Genomic DNA, 17,091 nt, shown 5'->3' with positions numbered 1-17,091 from the left:
CCACTTATGCAGGAGAATGTCATGACTTCCGAATACACACGTCACCGTATCGGCCTTGTCGGGTCGGGTATCGCCACCTCACTCTCGCCCGCGTTGCACGCACACGAAGCAGCAGCACTCGGACTCGACGATTACAGCTACGAACTGATCGATCTCGAGAACCTGAACATCTCGGTCGAGAAAACCGGTGAGGTGGTGCGTGGCGCCGTCGCGGGCGATTTCACCGGACTGAACATCACCCACCCGTGCAAGCAGGTTGTCGTGGACGCGCTCGACGAGCTGTCCGGCAACGCGCGGTTGCTCGGTGCCGTCAACACGGTGGTGGTCGACAACGGCCGTTTGATCGGCCACAACACAGACCACAGCGGATTCCTCACAGCACTGCAGCGCGGTTTGCCCGACGCCGCCTTGGACCGAGTGGTGCTTGCCGGGGCAGGAGGGGCGGGTTCCGCTGTGGCACACGCACTCGCCGCCGCCGGTACCACGGATCTTCGCATCGCAGATATTGATCCCGATCGCGCTGTCGATGTGTGTTCTCGCGTCACCTCGGCCTTCCCTGGCACGCGCACAACGGCTTTGGCGATCGATGAGATCGCCGTCAACCTGACGACGTGCGACGGCGTCGTCAACGCATCTCCGATCGGCATGGTGGGTCACCCCGGAACTCCATTCGACCCCGCTGCGCTCCACTCCGGATTGTGGGTCGCTGACATCGTTTATCGACCGATGCGCACCGAATTGCTCGACGCTGCAGCTGCTCTCGGATGCGCGGTTCTCGACGGTGGGCAGATGCTGGTGGCTCAAGCCTCTGACACCTTCACACTCCTGACCGGTGTCGAAGCCGATACGGATCGCATGCGCAGCCATCTGAGCGAGCTGCTCTCCGAGACGGCATGCGCATGAGCACAACCGAACACCTACTTTCTCGCGAAGTACCAGGAGCACTGATGAAGGTGACTGCGCCTTTCGCCGAACCTCTCGACATGGGCAGCGTCCGCCTCCGGAACCGGTTCGTGTCCGCCCCGATGGAACGCAACTACTGCGAAGTCGACGGCACCATGACGGACGAGTACATCGCGTACCTCGCCCGCCGCGCCGAAGGTGGTGCTGCACTGATCTTCACCGAAGCGAGCTACGTGCGTGCCGACGGCAAGGGACGCATCCGGCAGATGGGCGTCGACGTCGACGAACGGATTCCCGGCATCAAGAAGATGGCCGACGCGATCCACGCACACGGCGCCCTCGTCGGAGTCGAACTCAACCACGGTGGACGTACGGCGCAAGGTTCTGTCAGCGGGTTTGTTCCCGTTGCCCCGACACCGATTCCGTGTTTGGTTGTCGGCGGCGAGATGCCAGAACAACTCGACGCCGACGACATCGAGCACATCATCGAATGTTTCGGTGAAGCCGCAGCGCGCTGCCAGCAGGCGGGCGTCGACGTCATCTCCCTGCACGGTGGCCACGGGTATCTGATCCACCAGTTCCTCTCCCCTGCTTACAATCACCGCGACGACGAATGGGCCGACCCCACCTTGTTCGTCAACAAGGTCATCGCCTCCGTCCACGAGCATGCTCCGGGAATCACTCTGGGACTTCGATTCTCAGCCTTCGAAGGCATTGACGGCGGACTCGACGCCGAGACGACCCGCGTGCGCATCGACGCCATCGACACCGACCGACTCGATTTCCTCGACGTCTCGGCCGGCAACTACGAAGCGGGACAGTGGATCATCCAGCCCGGTGAATGGTCCCGTGGACTCCTCGCGCCGTACTCCGAGCAGTACCAGCGCGACTTCGACATCCCGGTTGGTGTGGCCGGACGCATCACGTCGCCGGAGATCGCCGCGCAGATCATCGAATCCGGGCAGGCGAACTTCGTCAGCATGGCCCGTACGTTGCACGCCGATCCGGACTTTCCGAATCGCGCTGTCGACGGTGGCCGGTACCGCCCGTGCATCGCCTGCAACTACTGCATCGACAGCCTGGCTGCCGGTCCCATTCCCTGCTCCGTCAACCCGTGGGTCGGACGTGAACTGGATCAGCCCACGAAGCCGGCTGATGCCACCGTACGCGTCGCCGTCATCGGTGCCGGTCCGTCCGGAATGGCCGCTGCCCGCGACCTCGCACTTGCCGGTCATCGCGTCGACCTGTACGACGAACGACCCAGCCTCGGTGGCGACTTCGCTCTGGCATCGAAGCTGCACGAATATCCCGAATACGGGCGTATCGTGGACTGGTACCTCGCGGAACTGGCCGAACTCGGGGTGCAGTGCCACACTTCGACCAGAGCTGACGCAGCATTGCTCGCAAACAGTGACTTCGACGCGATCGTCCTTGCTGCCGGTGGGCACGGTCCCGTGACTGACCTCCCCGGCGCGCAGACCCGAACCGTCCGYGACGTGCGCGAGTTCCTGGTTTCCGGAGATCCGGCCCCCGAAGCAATCACCATTTTCGGCGCCGACCGCGAGGCTGCTGCCGTCGCAGACGATCTGCTCCAGAAGGGCACCCAGGTCGTCATGATCGGGCCGCAGGAAACCATCGCGCACGACGTCGGCCGGCGCGGCAAGATCGTACTGCTGCCGCGCCTGGCCGCAAGTGAGAACCTCACGACCTACCTGAGCTCGATCGTCACCAAAGTCGACGCCGATCGGGTCACGATCTCGACAGGCGGTGTACTGAGCGAAGTCGACGCCCCCGGCGAGCTGCTGATTTCACAGGGCGTCGAGCCGCGCTCGGAGCTTCTGGCCGAACTACGTTCACTGGCACCACGACTCGGGGTCCATACCGTCGGCGACGCGAGCGGTGACGGCGGATCCATCCATGCCGCACTCGTGACCGCAGCCGACGTTGCCGTCGCCATCACCGCCGCCGCTGCGGCCCGTCAGGAGGTTCACGCATGAGCGCACACACAGCCGCACCGGTGGCAACTGCGTTGCCACCCATCGGACTCGGAACCTGGCCACTGGTCGGTGCCGACGCCACGAAGTCGGTTCTCTCCGGCATCGAGGCCGGGTACCGCCTCATCGACACCGCCGCGATCTACGGCAACGAGGACGCCGTCGGCGTAGCGTTGGCGGAGTCTGCTCTACCGCGAGAAGAACTGTTCGTCACCACCAAACTTCGTGGAAACGACCAGGTTTCCGGTGACATCCGCGGAGCGCTCGAGCAGAGCCTGGAACGACTGGGACTGGATCAACTCGATCTGTTCCTGATCCACTGGCCGCTCCCGCGAATCGATCGTTACGTTGCGTCGTTCGAGGCGATGCTTGCCTGCCGCGACGCCGGACTGGTTCGGTACGTGGGTGTGTCGAACTTCCTCGAGCACCACGTGCGCCGCGTCGTCGCCGAAACCGGCGAGGCACCGGCAGTCAACCAGATTCAGATGGACCCGTCGCTCGCGCGAATTCCGGTGCGCCGCGCCAACGACGAACTCGGAATCTTCACGCAGTCGTGGAGCCCGCTCGGCCGGGGTGATGTGCTCGACAACGCCGTGGTCGGGGAGATCGCCGGCCGAATCGGTTGCACACCAGCTCAAGTGGTCCTCGCGTGGCACGTCGCGCAGGGTGTGGTTCCGGTCGCGCGATCAGCGAACCCGACGCGTCAGGCCGAGAACCTGGCAGCACTCGACGTGCCCCTCTCCGGCGAAGACATCGAAGCACTGAACAGTCTCGACCGCGGCGAGTCTGCGGCGCGGGACGTCGAAGCAGAGGAACATTTCTGATGACGTTGAAAGTCGGAATCGTCGGCTGCGGCAAGATCGCCGGCAACCATGCCCGAGCCCTGCAACAAGTCCCCGGCGTCGAGGTAATCGGCTGCTGCGATCCCGATCTCGGACGCGCCCAGGAGTTCGCGGCAGCGCACGGCATTCCCGCAGCCGTGAGTTCAGTGGAGCAACTTCTCGCCCTCGGACTCGACGCCTGCACCGTCTGCACGCCACACCCGGTACATGAAGAGGTAGTCGTGGCCGCTGCCGAAGCGGGTGTACATGTGTTGTGCGAGAAGCCCATCGCAGTCGATGTTGCTGCCGCCGACCGCATGATCGAGGCCGCCGACCGCGCCGGTATCACGTTCGGAGTGCTCTTCCAACGCCGATTCTGGCCGGCCGCGCGTCGGATCCGGGACGCCATCGACGACGGCCGGATCGGACTGCCCACGCTCGGCGAGGCGTCGGTGATCCTGCACCGCCCGTCGAGTTACTACTCGGCCGACGCGTGGCGCGGACGCTGGGACACCGACGGCGGTGGCGTGCTCATGACGCAGGCGGTGCACCAGATCGACATGCTGGCCTGGTTCATGGGCGAGGCCGTCTCGGTCAGCGGCTTCATCCGCACCCACACCCACGGTGAGCACATCGAGACCGAGGACAGTGCGTCAGCTGTAATTTCCTTTGCTTCGGGCGGCACCGCCACCGTCACCGCGACTACCGGTGCCAATCACAATCTGGGCAACCGCGTGACAGTGATCGGGCGCACCGGCGCCATCGCCAGCGTCCTCGAATTTCCTGAAGGGCACGAGGGTGTCAACGAAATCTGGACCGTGCCGGGCGAAGTCGAGTTCCAGTCGCCGTATTCCGCCGACATCGACGCCAATCTCGATGTGGGAGCGGTCAATGCGGCACTCACCGACTTCCACACCTTGCAGGTTCAGGACTTCGCCGACGCCGTCCTGACCGGGCGCGAACCCGCCGTCACCGGCCGGGACGCCCGCGCATCACTTGCCATCATCGCCGCAATCTACGAATCGTCACGAACCGGGAAGGTTGTCGAGCTGACATCGACACCGACCCTCGCAGCAACTGCCAAGGAGCAGAAATGAGTAGCAGTACCCCCCTCACCTACGACGTGGTTGTCGTGGGCTCCGGCGCAGGCGGGCTTTCCACAGCAATTGCCGCAGCACATGGCGGCGCGTCGGTACTCGTTGTCGAGAAGGCCGACACCTGCGGCGGCGCAACGGCCTGGTCAGGCGGGTGGATGTGGACCCCGCGCAACATGTTTGCCATCGCCGACGGGGTTGTCGAAGATCGTTCGGCGCCGCGGGCATATCTGGAGAACCGACTCGGAGACAACTTCGACGCCGCCAAAGTGGATGCTCTTCTCGACGGCGCACCGGAGATGGTCGAGTTCTTCGAACGCAAGACTGCGCTGAAGTTCGTTCCCGGAGCCAAGATCGCCGACATTCACGGCGACACACCGGGAGCCGGCACGGGTCATCGTTCCGTCGGACCGAAACCGGTGAGCTTGCGAAAGCTCGGACCCGACGTCGCGGCGCTGCTCCGTCGACAGTTGTACGAGACGTCATTCCTCGGAATGGGCATCATGGCCGGCCCCGACCTGCAGGCATTCCTGCACTCGACTCGATCGCCGAAAGCATTTGTGCACTGTGGCGTTCGCGTGACAAAGCACATGTTCGATCTCGCCACCAAGCGTCGTGGCCAGCAACTCGTCAACGGCACTGCGCTTGTCGGAATGATGCTTCGCTCAGCGCTCGATCTCGGCGTCGAGATTCGGGTGAAAACGTCGGCAACATCGCTGCAGACTGACGATGACGGTCGCGTTGTCGGTGTCCGCCTCGAAGGTCCGGATGGTGCGTACTCGGTAACTGCCACGCGCGGCGTCGTACTGGCCACCGGCGGCTTCGCCCAGGACATCGACCGCCGACGTGAACTGTTCCCCCGTACCCCCACCGGAAACGAGCACTGGTCACTCACTCCGAAGACAACCACCGGCGACGGCATCACCCTCGGCGAATCCGTGGGTGGTCGCCTCGACCGCACTCTTGCCTCCCCCGTCGCGTACTGCCCCGTCTCCATCGTTCGCTACCGCAACGGCAAGGAAGGGGTGTTCCCGCACATCCTCGACCGCGGAAAGCCCGGTGTCATCGGAGTTCTCGCGAACGGCAAGCGTTTTGTCAACGAGGCACTCGGCTACCACGACTACACCCTCGCGATGGTCGAGCAGGTTCCTGAGGGCGAAGAAGTGTGCTCGTGGTTGATCGCCGATCAGCAGTATGTGCGCTACCTCCCGCTGGGCATGGCCAAGCCCCTGCCGATCCCGATCCAGCCGTACCTGCGCTCGGGATACCTGACACGGGGTCGCACTGTTCGCGAACTGGCGGAGAAGATCGGCGTTGATCCGACGCAGTTGGAAAAGACAATCGAGGCATTCAATGTAGGGGCCGTGGCCGGTGAAGACCCCGAGTTCGGTCGCGGCACAACACCGTTCAACCGGGGATCCGGCGATACCGCCAACCCCTGGCCGAACCCGTCGCTCGCGCCCTTACAGAAGGGTCCGTACTACGCGGTGAAGGTGGTGCCGGGCAGTTTCGGTACCTTCGCCGGGCTTGTCACCGACTCGTCGTCGCAGGTTCTCGATGACAACGACCGCCCCATCGAGGGATTGCTCGCCGTCGGCGTCGATCAGGCCAGCGTGATGGGCGGGCACTACCCGTCCGGCGGCATCAACCTCGGCCCGGCTATGACGTTCGGTTACCTGGCAGGTCGGGAACTGGCCGGAGCCAAGACAGTTGGAGCGCACGCATGACACTCTCACTCGGGCTTGCAGCCCTCACGGTGCTGGACACTGCTCCGATGCAGCACGTCGACTTGGCCGAAAAGCACGGCTTCGACACCATCGGCATCCGCCTGATGCCTGCGGCACCAGGTACGACGGCCTACCCGCTGCACGAGGACAAGCAGTCGTTGGACGAACTGGTGCGTCGACTGGATGATTCACCCGTTGAGGTATTCGACCTCGAAATCATCCGCCTTGCAGCCGACTTCGACCCCACCGACTACGTTCCGCTTCTCGAAGCGGGTGCACAGCTCGGAGCCAAAGCCGTTCTGGTGGGCGGCGACGACCGCGACCGCGCTCGGCTCACGAACTCCTATGCCCGCCTCGCTGAACTGTGCGCGAACTACGGCATCGTCGCCTCGCTCGAATTCATGCCGTGGACTGCGGTGCCCGATGCGCGTGCGGCCATCGAGATCGTCTCGGCGGCAGACGGTCCGGCTCGTAGTGTCCTGGTCGACGCACTCCACACCGACCGCTCGGCGACCACGCTGGAGGATCTTGCGTCCATCCCGCGCGAGTGGCTTCACTACGCCCAGATGTGCGACGGTTCGACCCCCGCTCCTACGGAGGACGCAGAACTGATCCGTCACGCCCGCGAAGAGCGTCTGGTGCCCGGCACCGGCGGCATCGCCCTGGCCGACATCTGGTCGACATTGCCTGCCGGACTGCCGGTCAGCATCGAATTGCCCAACGAGCCGCTGCGTCAGGCCGTCGGCACGGACGCCTGGCTGAAGCGCCTGGTCGAGGCCACGCGAGCAGTGTTGGCCTAGCGGCCCTGTGCGCGTTTAGCGAGTCCAGGCACTCCCTAAACGCGCACGGGGGCGTCAGCCCCTCCGAGCCGCAACGGCCTGCGCCAGACGGTCCAACTGCGCTGCGGTGGTGGACCAGTCGATGCACGCGTCGGTGATCGACTGACCGTAGGTGAGCTCGTCCGCCTTACCCAAGGTCAGGTCCTGACGGCCGGCCTCGATGAAACTCTCCAACATGACGCCGGCGATTCCCTGCTCACCCTCGGTCAGACGTCGGGCAATGTCGTCCAGCACGATGACCTGACGCTCGTGGTCCTTGCTGCTGTTACCGTGACTCGCGTCGATGACCACGCGCTCGGGCAGGTTCGACTTACGCAGGCGAGCAAGGGTATCCGCGACGGTCTCGGCATCGTAGTTCGGTCCGTCGCTGCCGCCACGAAGAATGACATGGCAGTCCGGGTTGCCCGCGGTCCGAATCAAGGCAGCCTGGCCGTCGAGATCCGTTCCGGGGAACACATGGCTCGCCGCCGCGGCGCGGGTACCGTCGACGGCTACCTGCACATCACCTTCGGTGGAATTCTTGATGCCGACGGGCATGGACAGCGCGCTGCACAGCTGACGGTGAACCTGACTGGCGGCGGTCCGGGCGCCGATTGCACCGTAGCTGACCAGGTCGGCGATGTACTGCGGCATAATCGGATCAAGGAACTCGCAGCCGACAGGCAGGCCCAGACTCGACACGTCGAGAAGCAACTTGCGGCCGATACCGAGCCCGGTGTTGATGTCGAACGTGCCGTCGAGGTGGGGGTCGTTGAGCAGGCCCTTCCACCCGAGAGTGGTGCGAGGCTTTTCGAAGTAGACGCGCATGACGATGTGCAGATCGTCCCGCAGTTCTTCGGCCTTGGCAGCCAACCGGCGGGCGTAGTCCATCGCCGCTTCCGGATCGTGCACGGAGCACGGACCGACAACGACGATCAATCGATCGTCGTCACCGTTGAGGATGTTGATCGTGTCGGCACGGCCGGTCCGCACGGTTGCGGCCGCGACCTCGTCCGGAGCGTGCTGAGCACGAACAGTCGCCGGTGACACGAGCGGACTGATACTCACAGTGCGCTGATCGTCGAGGCTGTCCGAAGCTGCGGTGGTGTCGATGGTGACAGTCATGGGGTTTTCGGTTTCCTGTTCTCAGGCCGACCCCAGAGATGAAGAGAAACTCCAGCGAGCCGGTCTGTAGTCCGGCTCTTGGGTGGAGGTTGTCAGCGCGTGGTTACGCCGGCAGGCCCACCCGGGGCCGGCCTGCTAAACCAGAAATAGACGCGCTGCATGACGGCCACGATACCTCGAGTTCGGATCAGATGGGCGCGCCCCTCCACAACAAGCCGAATCCGAGGGGCGAGTCCCGTGGCACGAGTCCGTGAAGAATGGCCAAATCCGCTGAGCGGTTGGCGCTTTCGAGTAAGGCTCCGGCTGCGAAGTTCGAATACGTTGGTTAGGCACCTGCCAATGCCCGGAACATCAGATGGAGCTGCGCCTTCTCATGCCTGTGATCGAATCGACCAAAACCTTCCACCCGACGGTGTCCCCTTCTGCGACCGAAACCCCCTTGCAGTCGACAAAAGATGTGGACGACGAATTCACCCGTCTGATCGATTCCTTGACACGACGCGGGTTCCTGACCGGTGCGGCGGCGCTCGGTGCACTGGGCGCACTGTCTGCATGTTCGAGCGAATCCAGCGGCACCGAAGCCTCGGACGAGTGGGTCGACATCGTCGTCGCAGACCAGACCTACCGTCTCCCGCGGGACCCCAAGCGTGTCGTGGTGCTCGAAGCCCGAGGCGCCCTCGATTTTGCACTACTGGCCGAGTACCCGATCGTCGCGACCAATTGGGATCCGAAGTCTCAGCTCATGCAACAGGTACCCGCCGGCGCAGCTCGCCTCGGTGGGACGAACAACGAACCGAATGCCGAATCGATACTGAGCTACGACCCCGATCTGTTGGTTGTCGGGAAAGGCTGGTGGGATTACTACCAGGACAGGGGCCTGCTCGGCACTGACATCGCCCCGGTGCTCGTCGTTGACGAGGGCACGACGGGCTCGTCCTGGAAACAGGCCATGACCGCGCAGCTCACGGCGCTCGATCGCCGCGAAGTCGCCGAACGCGTCATCGCCCGATACAACGGAGAACTTGCTCAAGCGCGGGCCAAGATCGGTGGTCTCCTCGAAGGCAAGTCGATTGCGATCGCCGGTGCAGACAGCGGTCAGATCTGGCTGCAGAACAACACGTTCGCCGTGTCGGTTGCACAGGACCTCGGCCTGAACGTCTTGACTGACGCCGCCCATGCCGCACCCGATCGGAAGGATTCGACTTTCTACAGCCTCGAGGAGCTCGCGATCTTCGACCAGGCCGACTTCGTACTGCTACAGAACCCCGACGCCGTCGAAGCCGAGTCGCCCACGTGGAGACGAGTCCGCGCTGTCCAGGACGGACATGTCGGACAACTGCGATACGACCTCAACAACGGCCTCGCGCTGCACCACACCTGGTGGGGTCACTCACGCCTCCAAGCGGAATTCGCCTCGCACCTGGCGTACACCGTTGATCTGCACTTCGACGGCATGGTCGCCGGCGTAGTACTTCCGGGTACTGATCGGTTTGAAGGAATGCCTCTTCGCGATGCGGGCCGGCACCCCAGGCTCGAGCGTTCGTGTTGTCAGTTTGAAGACCTTCGGCGTCGTGGTCCCGTTGGCCTTCACGTGGTGGACGATGTAATCGATCACGACGGTGACGGACTCGCTGCCGTTGTTCGTGACAGCGAAGTCGAAGGTGAGTTCTCCACCCGCATCGACTATTTCGCGGTCGATGACGAACCCTTCGACCACGACGTCGGTGGGCGGCGAGAACCCCAGAAGAGACAGAGCATCTGGGTCGCCGGCCTTGATCAACGTCCGCAATGCATGTTTGACGATTTTCAGTGTGTTGGAATCCGGTGTCTGTAACCAACGCTTCGCAGTCGACACGGCGAGCGCTGCGTCAGCACGACTGAGATCGTTGAGATGGTTTGCGACCGAACGTCGTACGTATTCCGAATCATCCTGATACAGCTCGTCGAGAATGGCGATTGTCGACTCGGGACACGCCGTCAATTCTTTCACTCGTCTTCCCCAGGGCAAACGAGTACGAGTGCCTTCGGTCGCCAAGCGCCGGACGTGTTCGTCTTCATGGCCGGTCCAGGTGAGTGCGATCGCCAGCGAACGGTCAAGGTTCGTTTCGAGAAATGTGCGAATTGCGAATTCGGCCGTCAGACGCGACGTCAGCTCGGCAAGGAGAGCCATTCCCTCGTCGAAGTCCGACTCGGAGCCACTTCGTGTCGCCGTGACGGCGACGGCTTCGGTCACCGGCCAGATCATCCAACCAGTGAAGGTCTCCGCTGAAAGCGCACGGCGGATGATCTCGGCGAAGGCCGGAAGATCCTGAGGCAGTTCGGCAGTCATCGCGTCCCGCACGACGCGGGTACGTTCGCCGAGACTCATACCGTCGAATTCGGATGTACTACCCCGAACGAGGGCGAGGCGTGTCTGACCGGAGGCTCGCTCGAGGCAGCCTGCCAGATCGGCGACGACGGATTTCCCGAGCAGTTCGTCAGCGGTGGGCATCAGGGGCACACCGTGAGAGCGGAAATCCGATCACCGTCGAGAGAAAAATGGTGATGCAACCGGACGGGGCTTCCGGGAAAATCACCCTCGACCTTCACCGACACGACAACGGCCGAGCCTGGGGTGTTGACCGACTCGATCTTCTGGGTGAAGGTGAACGCCGTCGACACGGCGGACTTCCACGCCACGATTTCTTCGATCCCGACATACGTCCGGCCGTCGTCACGCACCACCGCGTCTTCGGTGAACACGTCACGGACGTCTCCGCCGTCGAAATATGCGCGCGCTGCGCCTGGCACCTTCGCTGAGTCGATCATTCGCGAAGAGTACTGCTGGGGTCCGACAGGTTCGGCGAACTCACTGCGCGAGCGGACGCCGCCAACTGAATCTCCATCAACAGCCTCGTCGAGGGCTCGGACAGGTCGGTATCTGTTATCTCCTCGACCCTTTTGATCCGATACCTGAGTGTGTTCGGGTGAATGCGAAGCTGCTCGGACGCGCGTCGGACATCGCCCGAATGCGCGAGGTAAACGGACACGCTTTCACGCATGTTCGACCCGTTACGCCTGTCGTAGACGTCGAGCGCGTCGATTCTCGGATCGTGCAGTTGCTCGTCGGCCGCAATCGCGTCCATGATTTCGCCCAGCAGCACCGGAGTGCGCGAGTCCGCGAGGGTGGTCACACGAACATCCCCCGACGTTCCGTCCAAGACCCGATCCACTTCGGCGCGAGCCCTAGCCACCTCCGCAAGCGTCGAAACCGGCGACGAGACTGCGGCCCGTAAACCCGAGGGCGACACCTTGTCCAAACGCGCGACAACTTCACGGGTCCACGAGTCTGTGGATTTCACGGATTGGGTTCGCGGAAACAGCACATAGATCCGGGCGCCGAATGCACTCACCAGCGATTCACGGTGAAAGGCACTGGCGTGCAGGCGCAACGACGACACGAGCTCACCCGAAGCCGACAACACGCTGCTCCCGACACTCGCCACGCCGATCACCATCGCGGGTCCGGACATCGGGATGGACAACGAGGCCGCCAGAGAAGGAACATCGACGCCGCCGCCGAGAACCCCGAGCAAGCGCTGAACCTGTATCGCCTCGTTACTCGGCGCGTCTCGGATGCGCGAAATCAGCCGAGCTGCAATGGCCGCGGCACCGCGGAGCACTCTGTCGACATCGCCGGCGATGGGAAGCGGGCCTTCCTGAACCCAGATCGTGCCGAGCAGATCAGAACTGAAACCGCTCTCCCCCTTGATGTTCTCGGAGATCCTGCGTATCGGAACCACCAACCGTCGCCTGATCGCGAGGTCTTCGTGCGCAGGCACCTCCACTACATCGTCACTTCGCCGCAAGCTTTCGAAGACGCCCCACTCCTGCAGCTTCCGGAGGTATTCCCGAGGTCCTTCACGGCCGAGGATCGACTGCCGGCGGAGCTCGTCCGCAGCATCTCCTGATGCCGAATAAGCCATCACGTGGGAACGCTCGTCCTCGATGCTGACCATCCCCCGGGTGAGTGACGCGACGTTCTGCGCCAGCTCGAACAAGTCTGTGTCACTGCCGAATACAACGTCCTCCGAATCCTGACGAGATACCGAATGATCGAGCACGCCCCGGATCGTGGTGAACAATCGATCCCAACGAGCGTCCGGATGGACTGCCATCAAGGCGATCCCGGCGCGCTGTGCCGCCGCGCGCACCGACGTGTCCGAGGCCTCCTTCGACATGACGGCCCGAGGCGCTGATCCCTTCTGATCGACGCGGTTCAGCCAGGCTGCCAATTCGGCTGCGCCGATACCGACAGCGAGCCAGAGTTCAGAGGATTCGACGTCCGCGGTTCCGGGGCGTGTGAGGTCCCCGACCTCCGCGAACACCACGGAGTCGACGAAGACGTCATCACCTGACGGCGCGAAGACGAGCTCGACAAAGGCTCCGCCCAGCGCCCGAAGGACCGCGTCGAGCCTGACCTCACGGATAGCCACGTACCACCCACTTTCCGGACCGTTCCAACGCCTCAATTTCGAGAATAGTGCATTTTCCTGCGGAAACGGTTCATCCGATCGAACAAACAGCGTCCGAGAAGTTTGGCCGATCAGCGGATTACTCGCCGACTCCTTTCGGCTTGACTGATGACGACACGACAACTGCCCCACCCATCAGTCTGCCGAAGGATCGTCATGGACGCCGTCACCAATGTCCCCCACCCCTCCAACGAGCCGGTCAACAATTACGGGCCGGGAAGCCCGGAACGATCACGCCTACGCACCAAACTGACCGAACTGGCCGAGGCACCCACCGACATCCGACAGGTCATCGGGGGCGTCCACCGAACTGCGGAGGGCAAGCGGGAGAACGTAGTTCAACCACACCGTCACAGCTCGGTCATCGGATCGTTTGCGGGCGCAACGCACTCGGATGTTCGTGATGCCATCGACGCCGCTACACTCGCCGCCCCGGCCTGGCGCGACCTCTCGTTCGACGATCGAGCTGCGGTCTTCCTCCGCGCCGCCGATCTACTCTCCGGCCCGTGGCGCGAAACCATCGCCGCCGCAACAATGCTCGGTCAGTCGAAGACCGCATATCAGGCCGAGATCGATGCCCCGTGCGAACTGATCGATTTCTGGCGTTTCAACGTCGCGTTCGCTCGTCAGATACTCGCCGACCAACCCGTTTCCGCTCCGGGAGTGTGGAATCGCGTCGAATATCGACCACTCGAAGGTTTTGTCTACGCGATCACTCCCTTCAATTTCACCGCCATCGCCGGAAATCTCCCTACCGCACCGGCCCTGATGGGCAACACCGTGATCTGGAAGCCGTCACCGACGCAGGCCGTCGCGGCATACCTCACGATGCAACTACTCGAAGCCGCCGGCCTCCCGCCCGGGGTGATCAATCTTGTTCTCGGCGACGGACCCACGGTGTCCGAAGTCGCGCTGGCCGACCCCCGCCTGGCGGGCATCCACTTCACCGGATCGACCGCAACGTTCCAGCGTTTGTGGCGTGAGGTCGGAGCCAACATCTCGAACTACCGGACGTATCCGCGTCTCGTCGGCGAAACCGGCGGCAAAGATTTTGTACTCGCACACAGTTCAGCAGACCCCGACGTACTCACGACGGCATTGATCCGCGGGGCCTTCGACTATCAGGGACAGAAATGCTCGGCCGCGTCACGGGCATTCGTCCCGAAATCGGTGTGGGCCAAGATGGGCGACACGTTCATCGACACAGTGTCGTCACTGAAGTACGGCGACGTCACGGACCTGACGAACTTCGGCGGCGCCGTCATCGACCAGCGTTCCTTCGACCGCAACGCCGCCGCGATCGTCCGAGCCAAGTCGACCGGCAGCCTCACCATCGCAGCAGGCGGCGACTACGACGACCGCGAAGGATTCTTCATCTCGCCGACGGTCCTGCTCGGTGACGACCCCAGTGACGAGGCCTTCAGCACCGAGTACTTCGGCCCCATACTCTCCCTGCACGTCTACGACGACTCCGCACCGAATGCCTACGCCGACATCCTCGCTCGTATCGACAGCGGATCCGCGTACGCCCTGACCGGTGCCGTGATCGCCACCGACCGTGCGGCCGTCGATCAAGCTCACCACGGTCTGCGGTTCGCCGCCGGAAACTTCTACGTCAACGACAAGCCGACGGGCGCGGTAGTCGGACAACAGCCCTTCGGCGGCGCTCGAGCTTCCGGTACCAACGACAAGGCCGGTTCACCGCAGAACCTGCTCCGTTGGGCGTCGACACGCACCGTCAAGGAAACCTTCGTTCCTCCCACCGATCATCGCTACCCCCACCAGGACGTCGATCCAGCCGAGAGCGAGAACCGTTGATGAGTGCCGTCTCGCTGAGCAACCCGCTGCGCCCGGTACTCCTCGCGGCGGCACGCTCGTCGCGGCTGGAGAAGACAGTCTCCGGGATGACCGTGACCCGCAAGCTGGTAGACAGGTTTGTCGCCGGGGACGCGGAACCCGCAGCGGTCTCTGCCGTACGCGACATCCTCACCAGTGGCCGGTTCGTGACGGTCGACTACCTCGGCGAGGACACTACCGATCCAGCTCAGGCAACAGCTACCGTCGACGCCTATCTCTCCCTTCTCCGCTCGTACGCAACGCTTTCCGAAGCGGCTGGGACGCAACACACCCTCGAGGTTTCGCTCAAGCTCTCCGCGTTAGGGCAGTCACTTCCCGGTGACGGCGAGAAAATCGCCCTGGCGAACGCTCACCGAATCGTCACAGCGGCAGACGAAGTGGGCGCGTGGGTCACCGTCGATGCGGAGGATCACACCACCACCGACTCGACACTGTCCATCGTCGAAGAGTTGCGCCGCGACTTCCCGACGCTCGGCACGGTCCTGCAGGCGTATCTGCACCGCACCGAGGCCGACTGCCGGCACTTCTCCGGATCAGGTTCACGAATTCGGCTGTGCAAGGGTGCATACAAGGAACCGGCCGACGTTGCGTTCCAAAAGCCCGGCGAAGTCGACGCGTCGTACCTGCGTTGCCTGAAGGTCTTGATGGAAGGTGACGGGTACCCGATGGTCGCCTCCCACGATCCCACCATGATCGACGCCGCCCTCGAACTCGCCACATTGACCGAACGGACAGCCGAGGATTTCGAGTTTCAGATGCTCTACGGCATCCGCGACGGCGAACAACGCAGATTGGTAGCCGCAGGCAATCACCTGCGGGTCTACGTTCCCTACGGCAGCCAGTGGTACGGCTACTTCATGCGGCGCCTGGCGGAACGGCCGGCCAACCTCATGTTCTTCATGCGCTCACTCGCCTCCAACAACTAGGTGCTGGAAACCGGTGGCAGCGGTGGCAACTCGAGGTTCTCACGGAAGGTACCCCCGACGTAATCTGTTCCCACGATTCTGCGCTTGCGTAGTTCCGGCAGCAGTCCGTTCGTGACGAAATCGCGTGTACGCGGATCGGCAAGGTCACCGAGCGTGATGACGTCGAGTACGCCCGCGTCGTATCGTTCCTCGATCGCGTCCACGAGCTGTTCCGGGGTGCCCGCCGCTGCCCAGTGGCCGGTGTCCTTGGACGCGATGATCAACTCACGCAGAGTCTTTCCTTGTGATGCGAGCTTGCCGAAGATCTCGACCCGGCCCCGTCGTCGATTCACCGACGAAGGGTCCGGCAACAACGACTCCGGGATCGGCCGGTCCAGCGGCAATTCCGAGAAATCCACGTCACCGCCGAACATGTCGGCAAGCCTCGTGCGACCGGCGTCGAAGTCCGTCGATTCCTCGGCTTCTCTGACCAATCGTTCGACTTCGGCTTCGGTAGCGCCGTACGTTGCGTGGAACGAGCTGAAAATCAGTGGCAGTTCGTCCCCACGCCCCAACTCTGCCGCCCGGGCGCGGATCGTCTTCGTGTAGGTGACCGCGTCCTCGAAGGTTGCGAGAGAAGTGAATACGACCTCCGCGAAGCGAGCACCCAGTTCGATACCTCCGGCAGATTGGCCTGCCTGGAATTGGACCGGACGACGCTGCGGCAGGGAGGGGATGTTCAGCGGCCCCTGCACCGTGAAGTACTTGCCTCGATGCTCGATGGGGACCACCCTCGACGGATCGAGCACCGCTGAGCCCTCTCCCCGGGTCAGGGCGCCGGGCTTCCAGCTGTCGAAGAGCGCGTTGACCACCTCGAGCGATTCGGCCGCTCGGGCGTACCGCTCCTCCGGACTCGGCAGGTCCAGGTCGCTGTAGTTCTCTTCTCCGAGTGAGGAAGTGACGGCATTCCATGCGGCTCGACCATTGCTGACGTGGTCCAGGGTGCCGAACAACCGTGCCAGGTTGAAAGGGTGATGAAATGTGGTCGTGACGGTGGCGATCAGCCCCACATGGGTGGTGACCGCACTCAGCGTGGCAAGGAAGATCAACGGCTCCTGCGCACCGATCGCGCCCTGCGCGCCGAAACTCAACAGGTCGGCGGCAAACAGTCCGTCGATCTTGTTCGCCTCGGCCGTCTTTGCGACGTCGATCGCGGACGCGACCGTCGACGTCGTCGGATCGATCGCGGCGTCGTAGATACTCACCGCCCCGCTGACACCGGTCACCGTCTTGAGTGGACGCCTACGATCGGCCACCGACCATCCTCCTGGCT

Annotated in this window: 14 protein-coding genes and 1 pseudogene; 9 read left to right on the top strand and 6 right to left on the bottom strand. The window is 63.4% G+C overall.

Annotation, left to right across the window (positions count from 1 at the left end):
• Positions 1-21 precede the first annotated feature (21 nt).
• From AC1DWA_RS02235 to AC1DWA_RS02210, 6 genes are read left to right on the top strand one after another with little or no spacing between them, the layout of a single operon-like run.
• A complete protein-coding gene (locus AC1DWA_RS02235; RefSeq protein WP_477846824.1) occupies positions 22-903 on the top strand; it encodes a shikimate dehydrogenase in 882 nt (293 codons plus the stop codon).
• A gap of 44 nt (positions 904-947) precedes the next feature.
• A complete protein-coding gene (locus AC1DWA_RS02230; protein ID WP_477846857.1) occupies positions 948-2,900 on the top strand; it encodes an NADH:flavin oxidoreductase in 1,953 nt (650 codons plus the stop codon).
• Positions 2,897-3,721 (top strand): aldo/keto reductase, encoded by an 825-nt coding sequence (locus tag AC1DWA_RS02225; RefSeq protein ID WP_084325180.1) that lies wholly within the window; start codon positions 2,897-2,899, stop codon positions 3,719-3,721. The genes AC1DWA_RS02230 and AC1DWA_RS02225 overlap by 4 nt, the downstream gene beginning before the upstream one ends.
• Complete coding sequence (locus AC1DWA_RS02220) at positions 3,721-4,815, top strand: Gfo/Idh/MocA family protein (RefSeq protein WP_084325179.1); 1,095 nt, start codon at positions 3,721-3,723, stop codon at positions 4,813-4,815. The genes AC1DWA_RS02225 and AC1DWA_RS02220 overlap by 1 nt, the downstream gene beginning before the upstream one ends.
• Positions 4,812-6,539 (top strand): FAD-dependent oxidoreductase, encoded by a 1,728-nt coding sequence (locus AC1DWA_RS02215; RefSeq protein ID WP_084325178.1) that lies wholly within the window; start codon positions 4,812-4,814, stop codon positions 6,537-6,539. The genes AC1DWA_RS02220 and AC1DWA_RS02215 overlap by 4 nt, the downstream gene beginning before the upstream one ends.
• A complete protein-coding gene (locus tag AC1DWA_RS02210) occupies positions 6,536-7,339 on the top strand; it encodes a sugar phosphate isomerase/epimerase family protein (RefSeq protein WP_084325177.1) in 804 nt (267 codons plus the stop codon). Before AC1DWA_RS02215 ends, AC1DWA_RS02210 begins: the two co-directional genes overlap by 4 nt.
• Positions 7,340-7,393: 54 nt before the next feature.
• Here the strand turns inward: AC1DWA_RS02210 and AC1DWA_RS02205 are convergent, their stop codons facing one another.
• Positions 7,394-8,482 (bottom strand): 3-deoxy-7-phosphoheptulonate synthase, encoded by a 1,089-nt coding sequence (locus tag AC1DWA_RS02205; protein ID WP_003940571.1) that lies wholly within the window; start codon positions 8,480-8,482, stop codon positions 7,394-7,396.
• A 355-nt stretch (positions 8,483-8,837) separates the two neighbouring features.
• Between AC1DWA_RS02205 and AC1DWA_RS02200 the strand changes: the two are divergent.
• Positions 8,838-9,761 (top strand): annotated as a pseudogene (locus AC1DWA_RS02200) (ABC transporter substrate-binding protein); the annotation flags it as partial.
• Here the strand turns inward: AC1DWA_RS02200 and AC1DWA_RS02195 are convergent.
• From AC1DWA_RS02195 to AC1DWA_RS02180, 4 genes are read right to left on the bottom strand one after another with little or no spacing between them, the layout of a single operon-like run.
• A complete protein-coding gene (locus AC1DWA_RS02195; RefSeq protein WP_477916459.1) occupies positions 9,738-9,872 on the bottom strand; it encodes a hypothetical protein in 135 nt (44 codons plus the stop codon). The pseudogene AC1DWA_RS02200 and the gene AC1DWA_RS02195 sit on opposite strands and share 24 nt — an antisense overlap.
• A complete protein-coding gene (locus tag AC1DWA_RS02190) occupies positions 9,873-10,973 on the bottom strand; it encodes a DNA alkylation repair protein (RefSeq protein WP_400819209.1) in 1,101 nt (366 codons plus the stop codon).
• Positions 10,973-11,290 (bottom strand): nuclear transport factor 2 family protein, encoded by a 318-nt coding sequence (locus tag AC1DWA_RS02185; RefSeq protein WP_317830558.1) that lies wholly within the window; start codon positions 11,288-11,290, stop codon positions 10,973-10,975. The genes AC1DWA_RS02190 and AC1DWA_RS02185 overlap by 1 nt, the downstream gene beginning before the upstream one ends.
• Positions 11,287-12,957, bottom strand: a complete 1,671-nt coding sequence (locus AC1DWA_RS02180) for a PucR family transcriptional regulator (protein ID WP_477846823.1) — start codon at positions 12,955-12,957, stop codon at positions 11,287-11,289. The genes AC1DWA_RS02185 and AC1DWA_RS02180 overlap by 4 nt, the downstream gene beginning before the upstream one ends.
• A 195-nt stretch (positions 12,958-13,152) precedes the next feature.
• Here AC1DWA_RS02180 and pruA point away from each other — a divergent pair, with 195 nt between their 5' ends.
• Together pruA and AC1DWA_RS02170 are read left to right on the top strand one after the other, a co-directional pair.
• A complete protein-coding gene (gene pruA, locus AC1DWA_RS02175; protein ID WP_060938131.1) occupies positions 13,153-14,814 on the top strand; it encodes an L-glutamate gamma-semialdehyde dehydrogenase in 1,662 nt (553 codons plus the stop codon).
• On the top strand, positions 14,814-15,779 hold the full coding sequence (locus tag AC1DWA_RS02170) for a proline dehydrogenase family protein (RefSeq protein ID WP_477846822.1): 966 nt from the start codon (positions 14,814-14,816) through the stop codon (positions 15,777-15,779). Before pruA ends, AC1DWA_RS02170 begins: the two co-directional genes overlap by 1 nt.
• Here AC1DWA_RS02170 and AC1DWA_RS02165 read toward each other — a convergent pair.
• The gene (locus AC1DWA_RS02165; RefSeq protein WP_477846821.1) at positions 15,776-17,074 is read right to left on the bottom strand and encodes an NtaA/DmoA family FMN-dependent monooxygenase; all 1,299 of its coding nucleotides are present in this window, start codon (positions 17,072-17,074) and stop codon (positions 15,776-15,778) included. The two genes, AC1DWA_RS02170 and AC1DWA_RS02165, sit on opposite strands and share 4 nt — an antisense overlap.
• Positions 17,075-17,091 lie beyond the last annotated feature (17 nt).

Source organism: Rhodococcus sp. P4_F3_2 (assembly GCF_056401335.1).
The sequence above is the reverse complement of the archived record's forward strand: the minus strand, read 5'-3'. Positions and strand labels throughout refer to the sequence as shown.

Coding starts and splice junctions, on each gene's coding strand:
- AC1DWA_RS02235 (WP_477846824.1), top strand. CDS start 22: ATGACTTCCGAATACACACGTCACCGTATCGGCCTTGTCGGGTCGGGT.
- AC1DWA_RS02225 (WP_084325180.1), top strand. CDS start 2,897: ATGAGCGCACACACAGCCGCACCGGTGGCAACTGCGTTGCCACCCATC.
- AC1DWA_RS02220 (WP_084325179.1), top strand. CDS start 3,721: ATGACGTTGAAAGTCGGAATCGTCGGCTGCGGCAAGATCGCCGGCAAC.
- AC1DWA_RS02215 (WP_084325178.1), top strand. CDS start 4,812: ATGAGTAGCAGTACCCCCCTCACCTACGACGTGGTTGTCGTGGGCTCC.
- AC1DWA_RS02210 (WP_084325177.1), top strand. CDS start 6,536: ATGACACTCTCACTCGGGCTTGCAGCCCTCACGGTGCTGGACACTGCT.
- AC1DWA_RS02205 (WP_003940571.1), bottom strand. CDS start 8,482: ATGACTGTCACCATCGACACCACCGCAGCTTCGGACAGCCTCGACGAT.
- AC1DWA_RS02190 (WP_400819209.1), bottom strand. CDS start 10,973: ATGCCCACCGCTGACGAACTGCTCGGGAAATCCGTCGTCGCCGATCTG.
- AC1DWA_RS02185 (WP_317830558.1), bottom strand. CDS start 11,290: ATGATCGACTCAGCGAAGGTGCCAGGCGCAGCGCGCGCATATTTCGAC.
- pruA (WP_060938131.1), top strand. CDS start 13,153: ATGGACGCCGTCACCAATGTCCCCCACCCCTCCAACGAGCCGGTCAAC.
- AC1DWA_RS02170 (WP_477846822.1), top strand. CDS start 14,814: ATGAGTGCCGTCTCGCTGAGCAACCCGCTGCGCCCGGTACTCCTCGCG.